A 20138-nucleotide genomic window follows, 5' to 3' on the forward strand; every position below is an offset into this window, starting at 1 on the left:
TTGTGTCCTCTTGCTCGAATATCGGTTTCGGCCCATGCTGCCACTTCAAGCGCACTTGAGGTCAAGCATGAAATTTCTGGATATCGGAGAGGTGTCGGCCGAGACGGGCGTAAAGCCGTCGGCCCTGCGCTATTATGAGGCGGTGGGGCTGATTTCCTCCGCGTCGCGCCACGGATTGCGGCGGCAGTTTCCGCCCGAGGTCCTGCTGCAGCTGAGACTGATCACGATGGGCAAGAAAGCCGGCTTCTCGCTGGACGAGATGGCCGGGATGTTCGGGCGAAACGGCATGCCCGACCTGCCCCGCGCCGAGCTTCAGCAAAAGGCCGACGAGATCGACCGCCAGATCCGCGAGCTGACGGCGCTGCGCGACACGCTCCGGCATGTCGCCGCCTGCCCCGCGCCCTCCCATCTGGAATGCCCGACCTTCCGGCGGCTCCTGCAGGTCGCGGGAAAGCGGCGCGGCACGGGGAAGGGTACCGGCGGCCGGAGACGCCCGGGCTGAGGCGCGACATCGCGGCGAGGCCCCGTCACGAGGGCCCCATTGCGAGGGCCCTGCCGCAGGGGCCAACACCCGGGTGGCGGTCGGCGCACGTGGCCGCCTCCCAACAAAAAAGGCGCCGCCGGTAAACCGGCAGCGCCTTTCCGTCGGGTGAGAAAGAGCGTCGCTTAAAACTCTTCCCAGCTGTCTGTCGAAGGGGCGACGGCCGCTGCCGTGGCAGCGCCGCGACCCGTGACGGCCCTGGCGATCTTGCCGGCCATCGCGCGGGCCGGTGAAGGTGCCGGTACGTGTGCCGGCGTGAAGCGGGCCGAGGCCATCGTCGCCGCCGTCTTGCGCAGGGCAGCCGTCTGGACGGAGGAGCTGTCCGCCTGGCCGAGCTGGAACTGGCTGATCAGGTCGCGCAGCCGGCCGGCTTCGCTGGCCAGCGTCGCGCCGGCCGCATTGGCTTCCTCCACCATGGCGGCGTTCTGCTGCGTCACCTGGTCCATCTGGTTGACCGCCGTGTTAACCTCGGCAAGCCCGATCGACTGTTCCTTCGCCGAGGTGGCAATCGAGTCCATGTGCTGGTTCATCGTCACGATGAACTGGCTGATCGTCGTCAGCGCTTCGCCCGTGTCACTGACGAGCTTGACGCCGGTTCCCACTTCCACGGAGGAATTTCGGATCAGATCCTTGATTTCCTTCGCAGCCTTGGCGGAGCGCTGCGCCAGTTCGCGCACCTCCTGGGCGACGACGGCAAAACCCTTGCCGGCCTCGCCGGCCCGGGCCGCCTCGACGCCGGCGTTCAGGGCCAGCAGGTTGGTCTGGAACGCGATTTCGTCGATCACGCTGATGATGTTGGCGACCTCGGACGACGATGCCTCGATCTTGCGCATGGCCTCGACCGCGCTGGCGACGACGGTTCCCGACTGCGTCGCGCTGGTGCTCGCCTGGACAGCGACGGACCGCGCCTCCTCCGCGCGCTTGGAGGAATTGGCAACGTTAGCCGTGATCTGGTCGAGGGCTGCCGCGGTTTCTTCGAGCGACGCAGCCTGCTGCTCGGTCCGCTTGGCAAGGTCGTCGGCACTCTGGCTGACTTCGCGCGCCCCGCCGTCGATCGAGTTTCCAACCTTCGCGACGTCGGCAAGCGTCGTGCGAAGCTGGGAAATGGCCAGATTGAAGTCGGCGCGCAGGCTCTCAAAGTCGTCGGCAAAAGGCTGCTTGAGCTCGAAGGCAAGGTTACCGGACGCCATCTGCTTCAGGCCATCCGCAAGGCCGTTGGTGGCCTGCGCCATGGCTTCGGCGCGCGTCCGCTCGACGTCCGCCGTGCGAAGCCGCTGTTCTTCCGTCAGATGCCGCTGGGTCGCGGCGTCCTGCTCCAGCTTGGCATTGGCCTGCGCGTTGGCCCGGAAGACCTCCACGGCCGCTGCCATCTCGCCGATCTCGTCGGCCCGACCCGCAAAGGGAATGGCCGTCGCGGCATCGCCACGTGCAAGACCGTTCATGGACGTCGTGATCGCCTGGATGGGACGCGCAATCCCCGTGACCGCAAACCAGATGGACCCGGCGATCAGAAGGGCCGTGAACACCAGCAGCACGATCGTCACCGAAAGCGCCTGATTGTAGCCGGCTATGCTCGACTGGTAAGCCGCACCAGCACCCTTCGTGTTGATATCGACCAGCTTGGCAAGGCCGTCATTGATACTGGCCGAAAGCGGCTTCATGTCCGTGAGCAGGATCTTTTCCGAAGCCGCATAATCGTCGGCGGCCGAAGCCTTTTTCAGCGGCGCGAGAAGCTCTTGAAACTGGGCATAGTCCTCGCGGATCTTCTTCGTGATTTCGAGCTCGACCGGGTAGGTGTAGATCTTCTCGTACGCTGCCAGCGCCTTGGTGAAGCGAGCGGCCGCTTCGGTGGCGTCGGCCTCGGCAAGCTGCTGCTCGGCGGCCGTGCTCGACACGATGTGATCGCGCCATGCGACGCGGATGTCGGTAAAGGCGTTGTCGGCCTCCTTGGCGGCATCCAGGCTCGGCATCCAGTTGCCGGCGATGTCGGAGGTGCTCTTGTTGATGTTGGCCATGCTGAGGACGGCATAGGCCGCAAAGCCTGCAAATGTCAGGCCGATCATCGAAAGCACGATGATCAGGGCAGTCTTGATCTTGGGGCGGGTCATGGGAAGCACTCAACGCGTGCTGTTGGCAAGTCATCTGCCGTGCGCGTTCCATCCATCGGCGATTCATACCGATAGTGTAGACTTACTCTTCGTCCGTTGACCGGGCATTAATCCCCGATGACCCGAATGGAAAAAATCGCGCCATGGGATCTTAAGCTTTTCCGGATTCGACGGAGCGTCTACCGCGTTTTTGCAGTCCGGGCCGACAGCTTGTTTCCGTCGGGATCGCGCAGATACGCGACGAAGGCGCCGTTCGGGCGCTCGGATGGCGGGCTCTCGATCGCGGTGCCGCCATGCTCGGTCCCGGCCTTGTGCCATGCAAAAACATGTTCCGCACTCGCTGCGCCGATGCCGATCGTTCCGCCATTGGCTGCGGTCGCCGGCCGGCCGTCGATCGGCGTCGTGATCATCAGCAAACCGCCCTCGTGATCGTAGATCAGCCGGCCCCGGGCATCCGTCTTGCCGGGCTGTCCGCCCAAAGCGGTGAAGGTGGCGTCGTAGAAGTCCCTAGCCTTCTCGAGATCGTTGCTGCCGATCATGATGTGGGTGAACATGCTGCGTCTCCAGAGATGATCCGTCCGGGGTGGTGCCGTGAAACTACCGCATCCCGTGCGCCTGGCAAACCTTGTTTTAAAGGCAAGAAACGGCACGCTTTCGAACGCAAAGGCCGGATGTCGATGCAGCGGGACTCGACTTTCGGCACGCGGGCCATATTCTCCTGACCGTCATAGTCGACTGACCCATCAATGTCCGGAGGACGCCGTGTACAAAGCGCTCATTCTTGCCCTCTCCGTGTGCGGCTCCTTTCTGTCCGTCACCGCGGCCTCGTCCGCCGATCTGATCGTCGAGGGCGGCGATATGAACCGATATGCGCCGCGTGCCGCCTATGTGGCCACGGATGTCGATTGCGAGCGGCTCCAGATCGACTATCGCTTCCCGTATCCGCGGTACACGGAGATCGTGCAGGTCTGCTATCCTCCTGTCGATCTGCGGCCGACGGGCGTCGGCAGCACGAGCGGCGGCCTCATTCATGCGAGCGGGCGCTCCAGCATCCGCTGAGGCCCGCGCTGGTCGAACCCCGTGCATCGGTTGCATTTGATGCATCGAGCGCAGGGTGTCTTTACCATCCTTGCTGGGAAGGCCCGTAACGATTTTCAGGCACTCTGCTTTCGGTCACACAGAAAGCGGGACACGCCGATGAAGCAGCTTCCAGTCAACTCCAGAATCATCACCGCGGTCTTCTTCAATCCCGAAGACGGGCAGCTCCATCTCCGCCTGAAGAATGGCGAGGAGCGGCGTTTTCTGGGCGTCGGCGAGGCCGACGTCCATGCCATGATCGACGCGCCCTCGCCGGGCCAGCATTACATCGATCATATCCGCACGAAGTTTCCGCGCCTCGTCACGGAGCGGGTCACCGAGCGGGTCGTGGGGCAGCCTGCCGCAGCGGTCCGGGCGGCCTGAAACCCGGGATCCGGCGCTTCGCACCTCAGCGTGTCGCGCCGGTGGCGGCAGACACGCGCCCTGGCAACACGCGCGCCCCAGCGCCTCACGACGTTTTCGGTTGCCACATCCTTCTCCGGTGTTTAATGTATACCTGAAATAAGGAGGATGCGGAGCACTACTCCGCGGCAGGCCGGATGGCCCATGCGAGGGGTTTGTCGTGTCAGGGTCCAGCACCAACAGCGAACGATACGCCGGCCAGGACTATCTGGCGGAAAATCCCACCTGGCACGAGGAGGATGCGCCCTGGAAGGCCGGGCACATCGCCATGATCCTTCGATCGAACGGGATCGATCCCCGCAGCATCTGCGAGGTCGGCTGCGGAACCGGGGCCATCCTCGAGGTTCTCGCACAGGACTTTCCAAAGGCCGCGATCGAGGGTTTCGAGATCGCACCCGCAGCCTATGAACGCAGCCTGCAGAGAGCGTCGCCGCGCCTCGCCTTTACCCTCGGCAGCCCCTTCGCCACCGATCGCCGGTTCGACCTGTGCATGGCCATCGATGTCATCGAGCATGTAGAAAGCCCCTTCGAATTCGTCCGTGCGATGCACGCGATATCGACCCGCCAGGTATTTCACATTCCGCTCGACATGAACGCACTTGCCGTGGGCCGCGGCTGGGTTCTTGAAGAGGCCCGTCAGAAGATCGGACATCTCCATTACTTCGACCGCTCTTCGGCGCTTGCGCTTCTCCGGGAATGCGGCCTCGATATCGTCGACAGCTTCTATACGCCCTGGGCGATCGACCAATCCGGCAAGACGTGGAAGAAACGGCTCGCCGCCTATCCGCGCCGCATTGCCTATTCCGTCGCGCCACACGGCACGGTCCGGATGATCGGCGGTTGGTCCCTCATGGTCCTCACGCAGTCGCGATAAGCGGCCCGCCAGATCACGCGGCATTCCACCGCCATGTCAGGCTGTGCAGGCCCGCCACCGGATCGGCGCTTCATTCGCCCGGGATTTCGGCCTAGGGTGGGGCGGAACAGACGGCTCTCAGGCCGCAGCCGCGCCGCCTGCCCGGCCGCAAGCCGGAGAGCGACAGCGAGACGGCATCCAATGGACTGGACCTATATTCAGGCAAATTTCGACTGGGCCGGGCATATCGTCGAAGCCCTCGTCATGTCCGCCGTCGTGGCGGCGCTGTTCTGCATCGTCTTCGAGCGGCGCGTGGCCGTTCTGATGGGGCTCGCCTTTGCCATCGGGCATTTCCATGGACGGGAAAAACGCGACTTCGAGGTCAGCGTGAAGATGAAGCCGCCCCATCTCGAAGGCTACGAGATGTGGAAATGGTCCTTCGACCAGATGACGGATTTCTGGCCGACGGCGCTGGTGATCCTCGGCATTGCCATCCTGATCTACCGCCGGCGGCGCTGATCTGCGCTAGCCCCGCGCGACGCTTCAAACAGGCTCAGGGCGCGGGATCGGCGCGGATGATCGTGGAATAGTCGGGGCCGTTGGTCGGCTGCGCCTGCGCCTTGGCGCTGATGGCGGCTTTCGCCCGGAGTTCCCTTTCCGGCAGCTTCCAGAGGGTCGCCTCCTGATCGAGCAGATAGCCCGGGAGATAACCCGACAGCAGGATGCGCCAGTCCATGGGAATGCCGGGCGACACCAGCCGGGCGAGATCGAAGATGACGGTGGTGCAGTTGGTGGTCAGCGTGTCGTAGAATTGCGGTGTCTCGGCGCGGGCATTGGCGGCGTTCACATAGGTCAGGAACAGGGCTGCCGCCGCCTGTCGCGGCAGGGCCAGGGGGTAGAGATAGGTGTCCTCCCGCCGCATATTGGTGCGGAGATAGAGAATATCGCTCTCGTCCGCGGCGATGAAGGCGAGCTCGTAGCTCTTGAAGAAGCCGGCGATGGAGGAGAATTCCTCGGTTGTCTCCCGCCGGATTTCCACGGAGAACGCCACGTGCCGGCCGTCGGCAAAGCCGAAGCTGACGAGCGTGTGGGCGATGGCGTCCATGCCCCAGTACGACAGGACGAGATCGGTGCCGGTGATCGTATCGAGATCGTAGCTGCGGGTTTCCCAGCGCGGCTCGGCATCGCGATCGCTCGTCCAGCGGAAGTTGCGCACATTGTGCAGGGTGACGAGGTGGCCCACCTGTCCCGCAGCGCCGTTGCCGGCTCCCTCGTCCCCGCCGATCGTTCCCGTCACCGTTCGGGCGACATCGGGCGCCCAGTCGCGATCGAGCCGCGGGCGGATCGTCTGCCACCAGAGTCCAACGGCGACGAGCCCCACGAGAAAGATGCCGACGGCCGGCAAGGGAGAGCGTCGGCCAAAAAGCACAAGGCCGAGAACGAAGGCAACCCAGAGAGCGGCGGCACCGCCGCGCACGAGCGCGTCGCCCGGTATCCGGTACCAGAGTGCAAGGGCCGTCCATACGGTGGCGAGCAGCGCCAGCAGGAAAAGGACGACGCCGAGGAGGCCGGCGGCAAGGGTCGTGATCACGCGCATGCTGGGAACCTCGTGGAGAGTGACGCGGCGGGCTCGCATCCGCCGCCCGAAGATTATTGCGGCGACAGGATGCGCCCGGCGACGGTGAAGGGGCTTGCCACGACCTGACCCGCCGCATCGAGAATGAAGGCCCCGACATCCGTCGGCGTCGCCGCGCCGGGGCGGCCAAGTGCGCCGATCTGGGGCCCGAGCGCGGCAAGGCTCGCATAGCGATCATGGCCCAGCCCGTCCGGCGCATCGAGCGAGGTGATGTCGACCACGAGCACGCCGTAGGCCTTGGCCGTCTCCCGCACCTTGGGGTCCTCGACATCGAGCCGGCCGACCCGTGGACGCGCACCGCTGAGCAGGCTGGAGGCCGCCAGGGCCTCGTCCTGCGGCGAGACCAGCAGAACCAGCGGCGAACGCAGCCGACCGATCACGTCCATCTGCCGACGAAAGAGGTCCGCATCGATATCGGGCGCGGCAAGGATCACCGTCAGCTTGTCGAGCACGTCCCCGCGATCCGTCAGCCGGAGCTGGCGCAAGGACTCCATGATGAGAAAGCCGCCCATGCTGTGGCCGAATACCAGGATCTGGCGCACCTTGCCCGTTTCGCTGAGCGCCGCCATCAGCGACACCAGATCGTCACGCGAAAACAGCACGGCATCGCGATCGGCGAGATAGCCGGACAGCGCCCCTTCCGACGGCCAGGAAAACAGCACCGGCATCGCCTTGCTGCGCGAGTCCACGGCCATCTGCGCGAGCCGGAACACGCCCTCCTGGTATCGGTAGTTGAAGCCATGGACGAACAGGCCGACCGTGCCGTCGAAGCCGGGTTGCGACACGATGGCGGCGACCATGCCGCGCTGGTCGAGCCTGCGGCGTTCGCGCACCATCATCGCCTGTGGCATCGCCTGCGCGGACTTCGCCTGGCCGGACGGATATTCGATCGCCGCCGGCTTGTGGGAGGCCGGTATCGACAGCCGGTAGCGCTCATAGGTCATCGTCCGGGCGCGGCCACTGTCAAAGCCGTCGCCGTCCCGCGTGCGGTTGGTGACGGCAAAGAGCGTCAGCGACCTCGCGCCCGACGCCTTCGCCGCGGACGCCCCTCCGGCGGGCGCGGAGACGGGCTCGAGCACGGCAGCCGGCGGCCGATGGGCGCAGCCGGCGAGCGCGACGAAAACGCTGAACAGAAACAAGAGGATGCCAGGGCGAACGCGCAGAAGAGGCGCACCGGCGCAGATCGCAGTCATCAGGCGTCCTCATGGGCTCTTGCAGGGAACCGGCAAGCATGCCGCCCTTATTGCGCGGGTGCTCATGCACCGTCAAGCGCAACATAGAGCGCCGCTGCCCGGCTGACCATCTCGCGCTATCATCCTCAAAAAATGCCGATACACGTCAAGGGCGCATTCGTGACTTTCATGCAACAGCCCCATTTTTCGAGGTGGGGGTGCGCCGTAAATTACGAAGATCTCCTCTACACGACGCGCAAAAACCAGCTACTTACAAATCACACGACGCACCGTTGCCGACTGCGTCCCCTCTTTCGAAGGATATCTTCATGACCCGCTTTACCTCGATCCTGCTCGCCGGTGTCGTCTTTGCCGCAACCGGCTCCATCGTTCGCGCTGCTGATCTGACGGAGCCGGTCGGTCCGGTCGTCGTTGAAACCAATGGCGGCTTCTACCTGGGCTCGGTCAGCAGCCTGACCTTCCTTGACGACACATCCTTCGATTTCGGCGGCGCGACGGTCAAAACCGACTATGACGTCGGCTACTACACGGGCGTCCGCGCCGGTTACAGCTTCGGCGAGATGGGCTTCGTCACGCCCCGCATCGAACTGGAAGTCGGCATGGGCAATGCCTCGGTCGATCATCACCGCGTCAGCGGCGGCCCGTCCTTCGACTCCATCGACAGCTTCGGCGATGCCCGCACCATCCAGGGCTATGTCAACGGCTACCTTGACATCCCGCTCGGTGGCGCGCTTTCGGCCATCACGCCCTACGTCGGCGGCGGCGCCGGTGTCATGAACCTCGAACTGCGTCGCCAAGGCGTTGCCGTCGCGGGCGCCGGCACCCTCATGGATGACGACGACACGCGCTTTGCTTACCACCTGGACGCCGGCGTCGGCATCAACATCCAGGAACTGGGCCTGTTCACCAACTTCGCCCTGCTGACCAACACCACGTTCGATATCGGCTACCGCTTCACCGCTGCCGACAACTTCTCGTTCACGGCACGCGACGGTTCGCGCTCGGAAACGGATTTCCGCAGCCACGCCGTCATGGTCGGCTTCCGCAAGACCTTCTAAGGCTTTACCGCCTCGTGACTGAAAAAAGCCGGCTGGTCCTCCAGCCGGCTTTTTTCGTGGCGTCGTTCCTCGGAAAGGTGGTCCAGCCGCGTGGCAGGCCGGCCCACGGGCCGGGGCCGTCCGGTCAGGATGCGAGGATCTTCTCGATCACATAGCCGGTCATTTCGTCCTCGGCGAAGATCTGGCATCGCCCGGTCTCCTCGACATGCTGGTAGATATAGTCGGCGCGCGCTTCGTTGTTGTCGCTGGCGATCATCAGCGTCCGGCGGAGCGCTTGGCTGCTGAGAATCATTGCCGGCAGCGCCAGCCGACCCTGAAGGAAGATGCTGAAACGGAAATTCGGGTGCATATCGACATCCCACTTCGCCGCAGATCGCCGTGCCGCAGCACCCGAGGCTCTCAGACCTCGGCTGCCGACACAGGCCGGGGGGCAAGGATATCACCAAAGGACCGGCTTGTGATTCTGGGTCGGAAAACGTACCGACGGGCTTACGGCTGCATCGCCCGGGACATGTCCGATCGGGCGGCCGTTTCCGTTCGACAGGCAGACAGAGGCTCTCTCCTTCCTTGACACGCGCTCACACCCATCCGCCGGCCCCGGCGACACCGCAGCCGGCCTCCGTCGAGGGGCGCGCCTGCCGCACCTGCACGCTCTGCTGCCGCCTGCCCGATATCGACGCGCTGGACAAACCGGCCAATGCCTGGTGCCGGCACTGCACGGCCGGGTACGGCTGCGCGATCTATCCGGAGCGTCCGACCCTCTGCCGCGACTTTCTCTGTGCCTGGATGACGCGACCGGATCTCGAGCCGGAATGGGATCCGCTGGTGGCCAAGATGATGGTCTACGAGCAGGGACCGCAGACGACCGTGCTGGTGGATCCCGACCACCCGGCGGTCTGGCGCGAGGCGCCGTACGCGGCGATGCTGGAACGCTGGGCGACGGAGGCGGAAGCGAAAGGCGGCTATGTCATCCTGTTCGTCGGAGACGCGGTCTTCAAGATCGCGCCGTCCGCACGGTGACGCGACACGCAAAGGCCCGGGACCGCGCAGAGGCGATCCCGGGCCGTGTTCCCAGCGACGATGGCTCAGTTCCCGGCCGGGCGTGCCTGGCTCCAGGCGGTCAGCGCCTGGTTGAACGCGTCGGTGCCGGCCGTCCCCTTCTCCAGCGTCAGCAGCGCACGACGGCCGTTGCGGTAGGTCAGGGGAATGTCGATCCAGGCCCGTGTGCGCAGCAGATCGAGATTGGTCGTCACGGCTTCGGGAAAATCGTTGAGCGCGATCATGTGGAAGTCGTCGGTGATCTTGGCCGGCACGGCGATCAGGGGGTCGCCGCGATCCTGCTCGTTGCGCTTCATCGCCACGCGCTGAACGGTGTCGATGCTGCCGCCCTCGAAGTTCTCGGGCAGCGAGAACACGAATTCGATCGTGTGGCTGGCCGGGAGCGACGTGTCGGTGTTCCGCTTGATCGTCATCAGCGCGGTCAGGCCGCGGTCCGGCACGGTGATCTGCGCCTGGATGACAGGCTCGGGCCGCTGCCCGGCTTCCGGCGCTTCCTCCTTCAGCGACCAGGCGACGCTTCCCTCGATGGCGGTGGGCGCCGTCTGGCCGAGACGCTCCTCATAAAGAAACATCTTCTGCGCGCCGGCCGGCATCTGGGTCGTGGCCTGGTCCGGCGCACCGGTCGGGGTGACGGGCGGTGTCTGGGCGGATGCCGCATCCGCACCGGCAGCCGCAGCATCGGGCGATGTGCCGGGGGTCGCAGCCGGAGTCGTGCCGGGGGTCGTCGCCGGGGTCGTGTCTGGCGTCGCGGCTGGGCTTGCATCGGTCGTCGTCGCCGCATTGCCCTGGGCCGGCGGCGTTGCGGATGCGTCGGCCGTATCGACCGGGCGGCTCGCCTCGGTCTGCGCGGCCACGGATTTGCCTTCCTGCGCCGTGCTTTCGCCGGCCGGCGGCTGGGCCGCGCCCTCGTCCACCTCGCTGCCGTCCGTCTGGAGACGCTGGGTGAACTTGTTGTTCGGCTCGGCGGAGGCGACATCGGTGGTCGCACTGCCGCTGGCCGCGGTGCCGGATGCGGGCGCGCCGGTCCCGGATGCCGACGTTCCGCCATTGCTGGCGGTCGGCGGCGCCGTATTGAGGGAAGCGATCGTGTCGGAAATCCAGCTGTTCACCGCATCGCGGCTCATCCAGTAGGCATATCCCCCACCGCCGAACACGAGCAGGAGAACGAGCACCGACACGACCCGCTTGATGCTGAAAGCCGATTTGCGCGGCTCGGCGCGATAGGAGGCCGGACGGCGCGGCGCGGCGGGCGCCTCTGCCAGATCGAGGGCCGCACGACCCTGTGCGGCCGCCGCAGCGCCGCCGGCGGCCAGCAGGCTGTCGATCTCGTCCCAGTTTTGCGGCGGCGGCGGCTCGTCGCCGGCCTCGGTCCGCTCGGTCTCGTTGGACCGATCGACCGGCCAGGACCAGTCCGACACGGCAGGCTCGGTCCCTTCGGGACGAACCTCCTGCTGGAAGGGATCCGTCTCGTCCAGTGCCCAGGAATGCGACGGCTCGCCCTCGGGCGTGAGGCCGCCTGATACGGCCGGCAGGACCAAGGGCGTCGCGTCGACAGCGTCGCCGCGATCGTCGCCCGAAACCGGCTCGGTGCGCCAGTCGTCATGCGGATCGGCAGCCTGTTCGGCCGGGTGCGTCTCGACCGCTTCGGTCCAGACGGGCTCGATATGGGCGGTGACCGGCGTGGCGGCCAGCTCGTAGGTCTGCGTGGCCACCGGCTCCGCATCCGGCGCGGCGACAGGGCCGGCGGGTGCTTCGTTCCACTCCGGCAGATCCCACGTCGCCGACGGCATCGCGCTGGCGTCGCGCGCCTCTGCGTCGGGCTCCACGAGAGGTGCGGCCTCATGAAACGCCGGCTCATAGGAGACAGGCTCATAGGCCACAGGTTCGTGGGCCACAGGCGCATAAGCGTCCGGTTCGCGGGATACGGGCTCGAAAGCGACGGGCTCGTAGCTCGGATGCTCCGGCTCGATCGCGTGCGGCTCGGCCGAGGCCGCTTCCGGCGCGCGGTCGTGCTCGTCGGCCCAATCCTGCGCGGGTTCCTCGACAGGCTCCGGCTCGAGCGCCACCATGTCGTTTTCGTCGGTTACCGCATCGGTGGGCGGATCGATGGGCGCGTCGACGGGGTCGGCCGTCCGATCGTCCGGCTGCGCCGCCGGCTCGTTCAGATAGGCGAAATCCTCGACCGCGTCCGGCTCCACCGGCTCGATCGGCTGCGGCGCCTCTGCGATGTCGGCAGGTTCGTCGGCATAGCCGGCATCCGTGGCGGGCTCCCGGTAGGCCGGCTTCTGGTAGGCCGGCTCTTCGTAGGACGGCGCCTGGTCGACAGGCTCTTCGTAGGCCGGTTCTTCGTAAGCTGGCTCTTCGTATGGTGCCTCGTCAACGGGCCGGGGCGCGAACGCGTCGACAGGCTCGGCGGCAATGGGCGCCGCTTCGACCGGCTGCTCCGGTGCAACATGCGTGACGTCGTAGGGTACGGACGGCTGCTGGAACGTAACCTCGGCAGGGGCTGCTGCCGGGGATGCGACGTCGACCGGAAGAGGCTCGCGCGGCGCGGGCTCTGGGACGGGCTCCGGCACCGTCTCCGGCATCGTCTCCGGCATCGTCTCGACCGGAACAACCGCCGGGGCAACAGCGACGGCCGCAGCCGTAGCGGTCGCAGCCGCAGGCGCCGCATCGAGGGCGGGCGCTGCGGCGTGGCTGGCCTCCACCTCGGTGATGGCCGTTTCGAGCTTGCCCATCTGCCGATCGATCATCTCGTCGGAGGGGCGCGGCTTCATGCTTTCGAGCTGACGGCGGACGGCACCTCGGGCCTTTTCGTAGACCCTCGACCGCATCTCCGGACTGTTGTCGGACAAACCGTCCACGGTCCTGCGAATAACTGCTACAAAATCCGCCATCGAAAACTTTCTTTCAACCCTTCGGGGTGATTAAGCCGATACTTGATACGTCGCAAGCGCGGGATCTCTTCAAAAACCCGCGCTTTACGCCCTGTCATCACCCCGTCACAGGCCTGTTAACCTAGTCCTCAAACGGATCGGTAACAAGTATCGTGTCGTCGCGCTCCGGACTTGTAGACAGGAGAGCGACCGGTGCGCCGATGAGTTCTTCGACCTGGCGGACATATTTGATCGCCTGCGCCGGCAGGTCGGCCCAGCTGCGCGCCCCCACCGTGGACTCCTGCCAGCCCTCGAGCGTCACATAGACGGGCTGCACCCGCGCCTGGCTCGCCTGGCTGGCCGGGAGATGGTCGATCTCCACGCCATCGAGCGTGTAACCGACGCAGATCTTCAGTTCCTTCAGGCCGTCCAGCACGTCGAGCTTCGTCAGCGCGATGCCGGTGATGCCGTTGGTGGCGACCGACTGGCGCACCAGCGCCGCATCGAACCAGCCGCAGCGGCGCTTGCGGCCCGTCACCGTGCCGAACTCATGCCCCTTTTCGCCGAGGAACTGCCCGATCTCGTCATGCAGCTCCGTCGGGAACGGACCTTCGCCGACGCGCGTCGTGTAGGCCTTGGTGATGCCGAGGATATAGCCGAGCGCGCCCGGGCCCATGCCCGAACCGGCAGCGGCCTGGCCGGCGACCGTGTTCGAGGAGGTGACGAAGGGATAGGTGCCGTGATCGATGTCGAGAAGCGTGCCCTGCGCGCCTTCGAACAGGATGCGTGCGCCCTTGCGGCGCAGGCGGTCGAGCAGCAGCCAGACCGTATCCATGAACGGCAGCACGCGCGCGGCGATGGAGGACAGTTCCTCCATGATCGCGGCATGGCTCACTTCGGCTTCGCCCAGGCCGCGGCGCAGCGCATTGTGATGCGTCAGCAGACGATCGACCTTGGCCGGCAGGGTCGAGAGATCGGCCAGATCCATGACGCGGATCGCGCGACGGCCGACCTTGTCTTCGTAAGCCGGGCCGATGCCGCGGCGGGTGGTGCCGATCTTCGTGCCGCTGTTGGAGGCCGCGTCCTCGCGGATGCCGTCCAGCTCGCGATGGAGCGACAGGATCAGCGTGGCATTGTCGGCGATGCGCAGGTTTTCCGGCGTGATGGTGACGCCCTGCCCGTCCAGCTTCTCGATCTCGGCGATCAGCGCATGCGGATCGATGACGACGCCATTGCCGATGACGGCGAGCTTGCCGGGACGCACGACGCCGGAGGGCAGCAGCGACAGCTTGTAGCTGGTGCCGTCGATCACGAGCGTGTGGCCGGCATTGTGCCCGCCCTGGAAGCGGACGACGACATCGGCGCGTTCGGAGAGCCAGTCGACGATCTTGCCCTTGCCCTCGTCACCCCATTGCGATCCGACAACCACGACATTCGTCATTTCGTTTTTCCTGTCTGCAAGCGCGCGTTTTCATCCGCGCTCATCTTCGCCTCGCACGCGATCGCCCTGCCTCGTTTGGCATTGACCTCCCGCACCGACCCATGATCCTGCAACCCGATCCTGTTCCGGGGCTGCAAACCCGCGCATCTATAATGCCTCGTTTTTTCAAAAGCTATTCCGTTTGCCCGGAAATCGGGGCTTTTTGCATGGCAACACCGCGCTTTACGCGATATGCAGCGGGAAGGACGCGTCGCAAAACCTCTTCTCTTCCTGTCCGAGACGGAATTTCAGCTTGAACATTCAGGCCTATCTGATCCTTGCCTTGACCACCTTCATCTGGGGCGGCAACTCCGTGGCAGGCAAGATCGCCGTTGGCCATGTCAGCCCCATGCTCCTGACGGGCATGCGCTGGACGATCGCCTGCGGGCTGCTGCTCGCCATCGCCATCCCGCCCCTGCGCAAGGATTGGCCGCTCATCCGCCGCCACGCGCTGCTGCTCTTCAGCTATGGCGCCGTCGGCTTCACCGCCTTCAACGCGGCACTCTATTCGGCTCTGCAATACACGAGCGCGATCAATGCCGTGATCGAACAGGCGGCGATCCCCATGGTGATCTTTGCCGTGAACTTCGTGCTGTTTCGCACCGGCGTGTCGGTTGCCCAATGGTTCGGTTTCGCGCTGACACTGTTTGCGGTGGCCTTGACCGCGTCGCACGGCGACCTCTCGACGCTGCTGTCCCTCGACCTCAACCGCGGCGACGCGCTGATGATGTTCGCCGTCCTGGTCTATGCCGGCTACACTGTGACGCTGCGCTACAAGCCCGGCATCCACTGGAAAAGCCTGATCGCCGTCTCGGCATTCGCCGCGCTCCTGAGCAGCGTGCCGCTGATGATCTGGGAAAGCACCTCCGGCGCGATGATCTGGCCCGATACCACCGGCTGGATCATCGTCGCCTATGCCGGCGTGTTCCCGTCTCTGATCTCGCAGATCCTCTATGTGCGCGGCGTGGAGTTGATCGGCCCGAACCGGGCCGGGCTGTTCATCAATCTCATCCCCATTTTCGGCACGCTGCTCTCGATCGTCCTGATCGGCGAACAGCTCCACACCTTCCACATCATCGCCCTTGCGCTCGCGCTCATCGGCATCGCCGTAGCGGAAAAGGGCCGACCGAAGGTGGCCGCCGAGAGCCCCTGACGATAAAAGCGCCGGACCTTTGCAGGATCCGGCGCGGGTTGACGATGCAGGGCTCTGCCGCCGCCGTTACTCGACGTTGAAGACCAGGGGCTTGGCCTGGCGAATGGCCGGGTTGTCCGTCAGGGTCTTCAGCAGGCTGTCGGGCACGGGGCCGTCGACATACAGCAGGGCGATCGCATCCGAGCCCGCATCCTTGCGGCCGAGCTGGAAGTTGGCGATGTTGACGCCGGCATCGCCGAAGGTCTTGCCGATGAAGCCGATCATGCCGGGAACGTCGGTGTTGGTGATGTAGACCATGTGGCTGCCCACGTCGGCATCGAGGTTGATGTCCTTGATCTGGATGAAGCGCGGCTTGCCGTCCGAGAACACCGTGCCGGCGACCGAGCGCGTCTGGTTGTCGGTCGTGACCGTCAGCTTGATGTAGCCGTCGAACACGCCGGTCTTGTCGCGCTTGACCTCCGACAGGATGATGCCCTTTTCCTTGATCATGATCGGTGCGGAGACCATGTTGACATCCGACACCTGGCTGCGGATGAGGCCGGCCAGTGCCGCACTCGTCAGCGCCTTGGTGTTCATGCCGGCGGTGGAGCCGTCATAGAGGATCTCGATCTCCTTGATCGCGCTTTCCGTGACCTGGCCGACGAAAGCGCCGAGCACGTCGGCAAGCCGGATGAAGGGCTTCAGGATCGGGGCTTCTTCCGCCGTGATCGAGGGCATGTTGATCGCGTTGGAAACCGCGCCCTTGACGAGATAGTCCGACATCTGCTCGGCGACCTGCAGGGCGACGTTTTCCTGGGCTTCCGTGGTGGCGGCGCCGAGATGCGGCGTGCAGACGACGTTCGGCAGGCCGAACAGCGGGCTTTCCTTGGCCGGCTCGGTCTCGAACACGTCGAAGCCGGCACCGGCGACATGGCCGGACTTCAGGGCTTCGGCAAGCGCCGCCTCGTCCACCAGACCGCCGCGGGCGCAATTGATGATCCGCACGCCGGGCTTTGTCTTGGCAAGGGCTTCGGCATTGAGGATGCCGCGCGTCTTGTCGGTCATCGGCACGTGCAGGGTGATGAAATCGGCCCGCGCCAGCAAGTCGTCGAGTTCGACCTTGGTGACGCCCATCTCCTCGGCGCGCTCCTTGGACAGGAAGGGGTCATAGGCAAGCACGTGCATCTTGAGCCCGATGGCGCGCGAGATGACGATGGAACCGATATTGCCGGCACCGATGACGCCGAGCGTCTTGCCGGTGATCTCCACGCCCATGAACTTGGACTTTTCCCATTTGCCGGCCTGCGTCGACGTGTCGGCGGCGGGAAGCTGGCGCGCGACGGCGAACATCAGCGCGATCGCGTGTTCGGCCGTGGTGATGGAATTGCCGAACGGCGTGTTCATGACGATGATGCCGCGGCGCGAGGCGGCGGGAATATCGACATTGTCGACGCCGATCCCGGCCCGGCCGATAACCTTCAGGTTGGTCGCAGCCGCGATCAGCTTCTCCGTCGCCTTGGTGGCGGAACGAATGGCGAGACCGTCATAATTGCCGATGATGTCGGCCAGCTTGTCCTTGTCCTTGCCGAGTTGCGGCTGGAAATCGACATCGACGCCACGATCGCGAAAGATCTGGACGGCGGTTTCCGACAGTTCGTCGGATACGAGAACACGAGGTGCCATGAGAGGCCTCCACTGGTGAGAACGTCTTGAAACGAAACGGGATGTGATGCGGACGGGTGGCGAGCCTGCGCGACGCCGCGCGGACCCGCCGTACCGGTCTTAGGCTGCGGTCTTAGGCTGCGGCCTTGAGCTGCGCGGCCTTCTGGGCCTCGAACGCCCAGTCGAACCAGGGCATCAGCGCCTGGAGGTCGGCCGTGTCGATCGTCGCCCCGGCCCAGATGCGGAAGCCCGAGGGAGCATCGCGATAGGCACCGATGTCATGGGCAACGCCCTGCTTTTCGAGCAGTGCCACCATGCCCTTGGCAAACGCTTCCTGCTGATCGGCCGCAAGGGCCGTGACCGCGGGATCGACGATCTTGAGGCAGACGGAGGTGTTGGAGCGGGTGTCGGCCACCTCCGCCAGATTGGCGATCCAGTCGGTCTTCTCGACATAATCGAAGATGACCTGCGCATTGGCATCCGCGCGCGCCATCAGCGCGTTCAGCCCGCCGAGCGACTTTGCCCACTGCAGGGCGTCGATGTAATCCTCGACGCAGAGCATGGAGGGCGTGTTGATCGTCTCGCCCTGGAAGATGCCCTCGATGATCTTGCCGCCCTTGGTCATGCGGAAGATCTTGGGGAGCGGCCAGGCCGGGGTGTAGCTTTCCAGACGCGCGACGGCGCGCGGGCTGAGGATGAGCACGCCGTGGCCGCCCTCGCCGCCCAACACCTTCTGCCAGGAGAAGGTGACGACATCGAGCTTGGAGAAATCGAGATCCTGCGCGAAGGCGCCGGAGGTCGCGTCGCAGATCGTCAGGCCCTGGCGATCGGCGGGAATGAAATCGGCATTGGGAACGCGCACCCCCGACGTGGTGCCGTTCCAGGTGAAGACGACGTCACGATCGAAATCGATCGTGGAGAGATCGGGCAGCTTGCCGTAATCGGCCGTGATCTTGCGGGCGTCGGCGAGCTTGAGCTCCTTCAAAACGTCGGAAACCCAGCCCGATCCGAAGCTTTCCCAGGCGACCATATCGACGCCGCGCTCGCCGAGAAGCGACCACATCGCCATTTCCACGGCGCCGGTGTCGGACGCGGGAACGATGCCGATGCGGTAGTCCGCCGGCACGTTGAGGACCTCACGGGTCAGATCGATGGCTTGCTTGAGCTTGGCTTTGCCGACCTTGGCGCGATGCGACCGGCCGAGCGGTGCATCGGAGAGTGCGTCCAGCGACCAACCAGGGCGCTTGGAGCAAGGTCCGGACGAGAAATGGGTGTTCGCCGGACGGAGGTCCGGTGTCGCAGGCGTCTTCATGATGGCTACCCTTCCAGATAGAAAGCACCTCGTTAGGGAGGCGTGTCCTGCCGCCGTCAATACAGAAACAGCTCATGCAACGCAAGGGAAAAAGTCTGGAATGCCGTGGGAGCGCCATTTCTCATGCCGCCTGCGACATGGCGGCACGCTGCCCGACGTGGGATTTGAAGGGTCATTGACGGCACGCAGATCACGGTCGACCGCGCTTGGCGCGGCTGACTGAAGGAATAAGCGTGCCGTCCGATGATGCGCGGCGCTTAACGCCGACGATACCAGGAATGGTCGGGCCGGGAACGACCATGGATGGCGAGCGCAAGGGCGTAGCCTGTCAGGAGCGCTGCGGCGAGGCTCGTCATCGGCCTGTCGCCGGCGGTCGAGCGGATGGTGGCGCGAAGACGTGCGGTGGCGTCGGAACCGCGATCTGCGATCCGGCTGCGCAAGGTTTCGATCTCGGCCTTCAGGGCAGCCACCGTATCGGCGGCGTCGTTCGAGGACGGGTTTTCCTTCGCGGCCAACGCTTCGTCGACCAGCGGTGCGTCGGTCTGCGTCACGGCGTCCGGATCGGCATCTGTGTCGATCGTGCCGCGGGGGATGGGGTTTCCGATGTCGGTCATGGCGGGCTCCTCTTCTGGAGCCAGAACAGCCGGATCGCAACAAGGTTCCTCAAGGGGTGCCCGATCAGCATCCGGCCCCCTCTCCGTCCGTGTCCCTGCCCTTCCCCCTTGAAGGGTCGGCTCATGCATGTCGCCCGAAAGCGTGCAGCGGTTTCGGGAAACGACTTGCATCCAAACAAGGACTTAAAGCGCGTCGCGTGAATCCTTTTTCGCGCAACGCGCTAGTAGAGCTGGAACCGCAGGCCGGCGCGGACCTCGTGGCGGGAAAGGCCGTCGTCCTGCGCGTTCTCGCCGGCGCGGGCGAACATGTCGCCCCCCGCGATATCGGAATAGCGGTAGCTGATATCGAGCTTCAGCCGCTCGGTCAGATCATAGGAGGCGCCGGCCATGAGGGCATAGGTGAAGCGCCAGCTGCTGTCGCCGTGATACGCGCTTCCGGCGATCGGGGCGCCGGCCGCCGTCGCCGTGACGTCCTGCCAGTCGACCGATGTCGCGCCGATGCCGGCGCCGAGATAGGGCGTGAAGCCTGCGACGGTGGCAAGATCCACATAGCCGTTTGCCAGGATGCCGACGCCGCGCAGATCGGCGCGGTAGCGCGCGGACGTGCCGGTCGCATCGCTCGTTCCGGAGAAACGGCCTTCGAACAGGTCTGCGGTCAGGTCGGCGCGCAGGATGTCCGTGAACCGATAGCCAAGGCCGAGCGTGCCGGACACCGGACGGTCGAACCGGTCGTCGTCGAAATCGCTGCGAAGGCCGCCGACCGCCAAAGACGGGCTGCCCTCCTGGCGGAAGACCGTGGCACCGAGATCGGCGCGAAGATAGAGACCGGCCGACACGGTTTCGGCCGCGATGGTGACCTCGGGCGCCGACAGGAGCGCGTCCTCGGCCTGTGCGACAGGCGTGAGGCCGAAGCCGAAGCCGAAGACGACGGCGCTGAACAGGAAGGGGGCGATGGCCGCGCGACCGGGCGTTGCCGATCCTGCAGTGCCCGATGGGGAAAGACGCGTCATGGAGCCCTCGATTGCCGGTGTTCCCCCGGCCGGCGAATCATGCGGGCGGCGGATGGACAGGCGTTAACTTTTGGGCCGGTATGGTTAATGCCGCGTTAACGCGG

At 65.3% G+C, this 20138-nt stretch carries 19 protein-coding genes; 8 read left to right on the forward strand and 11 right to left on the reverse strand.

The window, feature by feature from the left end; genetic code table 11:
- Window positions 1–67: 67 nt before the first annotated feature.
- Window positions 68–502, forward strand: coding sequence for a helix-turn-helix domain-containing protein (locus tag ASG25_RS14335; RefSeq protein ID WP_062475002.1), 435 nt, complete (start codon window positions 68–70; stop codon window positions 500–502).
- A gap of 164 nt (window positions 503–666) precedes the next feature.
- Here ASG25_RS14335 and ASG25_RS14340 read toward each other — a convergent pair whose 3' ends face one another.
- Both ASG25_RS14340 and ASG25_RS14345 read right to left on the reverse strand, forming a co-directional pair.
- Window positions 667–2649 carry a methyl-accepting chemotaxis protein gene (locus ASG25_RS14340; RefSeq protein ID WP_062475004.1) on the reverse strand — a complete coding sequence of 661 codons (1983 nt, stop codon included), beginning with the start codon at window positions 2647–2649 and terminating at the stop codon, window positions 667–669.
- A gap of 179 nt (window positions 2650–2828) precedes the next feature.
- Window positions 2829–3203, reverse strand: a complete 375-nt coding sequence (locus ASG25_RS14345; protein WP_062475010.1) for a VOC family protein — start codon at window positions 3201–3203, stop codon at window positions 2829–2831.
- A 208-nt stretch (window positions 3204–3411) separates the two neighbouring features.
- Here ASG25_RS14345 and ASG25_RS14350 point away from each other — a divergent pair, with 208 nt between their 5' ends.
- The 4 genes from ASG25_RS14350 (at window position 3412) to ASG25_RS14365 (ending at window position 5521) form a co-directional block, all read left to right on the forward strand.
- Window positions 3412–3708: a hypothetical protein gene (locus ASG25_RS14350; protein ID WP_062475014.1), complete on the forward strand. Its 297-nt coding sequence runs from the start codon at window positions 3412–3414 to the stop codon at window positions 3706–3708.
- A gap of 138 nt (window positions 3709–3846) precedes the next feature.
- On the forward strand, window positions 3847–4110 hold the full coding sequence (locus tag ASG25_RS14355; RefSeq protein WP_082475621.1) for a KTSC domain-containing protein: 264 nt from the start codon (window positions 3847–3849) through the stop codon (window positions 4108–4110).
- 199 nt (window positions 4111–4309) lie between these two features.
- Complete coding sequence (locus tag ASG25_RS14360) at window positions 4310–5023, forward strand: class I SAM-dependent methyltransferase (RefSeq protein ID WP_062475017.1); 714 nt, start codon at window positions 4310–4312, stop codon at window positions 5021–5023.
- 180 nt (window positions 5024–5203) lie between these two features.
- Window positions 5204–5521 (forward strand): hypothetical protein, encoded by a 318-nt coding sequence (locus ASG25_RS14365; protein ID WP_062475019.1) that lies wholly within the window; start codon window positions 5204–5206, stop codon window positions 5519–5521.
- A gap of 34 nt (window positions 5522–5555) precedes the next feature.
- On the opposite strand, the gene ASG25_RS14370 is transcribed toward ASG25_RS14365, so the two are convergent.
- The gene (locus ASG25_RS14370) at window positions 5556–6599 is read right to left on the reverse strand and encodes a DUF4105 domain-containing protein (RefSeq protein WP_062475021.1); all 1044 of its coding nucleotides are present in this window, start codon (window positions 6597–6599) and stop codon (window positions 5556–5558) included.
- A 53-nt stretch (window positions 6600–6652) separates the two neighbouring features.
- A complete protein-coding gene (locus ASG25_RS14375) occupies window positions 6653–7831 on the reverse strand; it encodes an alpha/beta fold hydrolase (RefSeq protein WP_062475023.1) in 1179 nt (392 codons plus the stop codon).
- A 308-nt stretch (window positions 7832–8139) separates the two neighbouring features.
- On the opposite strand from ASG25_RS14375, the gene ASG25_RS14380 reads away from it, so the two are divergent.
- Window positions 8140–8889, forward strand: a complete 750-nt coding sequence (locus ASG25_RS14380) for an outer membrane beta-barrel protein (protein WP_062475024.1) — start codon at window positions 8140–8142, stop codon at window positions 8887–8889.
- A gap of 124 nt (window positions 8890–9013) precedes the next feature.
- Here ASG25_RS14380 and ASG25_RS14385 read toward each other — a convergent pair whose 3' ends face one another.
- Complete coding sequence (locus tag ASG25_RS14385; protein ID WP_062475026.1) at window positions 9014–9238, reverse strand: hypothetical protein; 225 nt, start codon at window positions 9236–9238, stop codon at window positions 9014–9016.
- A gap of 218 nt (window positions 9239–9456) precedes the next feature.
- Here ASG25_RS14385 and ASG25_RS14390 point away from each other — a divergent pair, with 218 nt between their 5' ends.
- Window positions 9457–9909 carry a hypothetical protein gene (locus ASG25_RS14390; RefSeq protein ID WP_062475027.1) on the forward strand — a complete coding sequence of 151 codons (453 nt, stop codon included), beginning with the start codon at window positions 9457–9459 and terminating at the stop codon, window positions 9907–9909.
- Window positions 9910–9974: 65 nt separating this feature from the next.
- Here ASG25_RS14390 and ASG25_RS14395 read toward each other — a convergent pair whose 3' ends face one another.
- Together ASG25_RS14395 and ASG25_RS14400 are read right to left on the reverse strand one after the other, a co-directional pair.
- Window positions 9975–12845, reverse strand: a complete 2871-nt coding sequence (locus tag ASG25_RS14395) for a hypothetical protein (RefSeq protein ID WP_062475030.1) — start codon at window positions 12843–12845, stop codon at window positions 9975–9977.
- Window positions 12846–12966: 121 nt separating this feature from the next.
- Window positions 12967–14265, reverse strand: coding sequence for an adenylosuccinate synthase (locus ASG25_RS14400; protein ID WP_062475034.1), 1299 nt, complete (start codon window positions 14263–14265; stop codon window positions 12967–12969).
- A gap of 292 nt (window positions 14266–14557) precedes the next feature.
- Between ASG25_RS14400 and ASG25_RS14405 the strand changes: the two genes are divergently transcribed.
- Window positions 14558–15457 carry a DMT family transporter gene (locus ASG25_RS14405; protein WP_062475037.1) on the forward strand — a complete coding sequence of 300 codons (900 nt, stop codon included), beginning with the start codon at window positions 14558–14560 and terminating at the stop codon, window positions 15455–15457.
- A 66-nt stretch (window positions 15458–15523) separates the two neighbouring features.
- Here the strand turns inward: ASG25_RS14405 and serA are convergent, their stop codons facing one another.
- The 4 genes from serA to ASG25_RS14425 all read right to left on the reverse strand — a co-directional run bounded on the left by serA (window position 15524) and on the right by ASG25_RS14425 (window position 20034).
- On the reverse strand, window positions 15524–17119 hold the full coding sequence (gene serA / locus ASG25_RS14410; protein WP_062475040.1) for a phosphoglycerate dehydrogenase: 1596 nt from the start codon (window positions 17117–17119) through the stop codon (window positions 15524–15526).
- A gap of 112 nt (window positions 17120–17231) precedes the next feature.
- The gene (locus ASG25_RS14415; protein WP_062475043.1) at window positions 17232–18410 is read right to left on the reverse strand and encodes a phosphoserine transaminase; all 1179 of its coding nucleotides are present in this window, start codon (window positions 18408–18410) and stop codon (window positions 17232–17234) included.
- A gap of 257 nt (window positions 18411–18667) precedes the next feature.
- Complete coding sequence (locus ASG25_RS14420; protein ID WP_062475046.1) at window positions 18668–19024, reverse strand: hypothetical protein; 357 nt, start codon at window positions 19022–19024, stop codon at window positions 18668–18670.
- A 221-nt stretch (window positions 19025–19245) separates the two neighbouring features.
- Entirely contained in the window at window positions 19246–20034 is a 789-nt protein-coding gene (locus tag ASG25_RS14425) for an outer membrane protein (protein ID WP_082475622.1), read from the reverse strand.
- Window positions 20035–20138 lie beyond the last annotated feature (104 nt).

Origin of the sequence: Rhizobium sp. Leaf384 (genome assembly GCF_001424065.1) — a bacterium.
Classification (GTDB): Bacteria; Pseudomonadota; Alphaproteobacteria; order Rhizobiales; family Rhizobiaceae; genus Ferranicluibacter.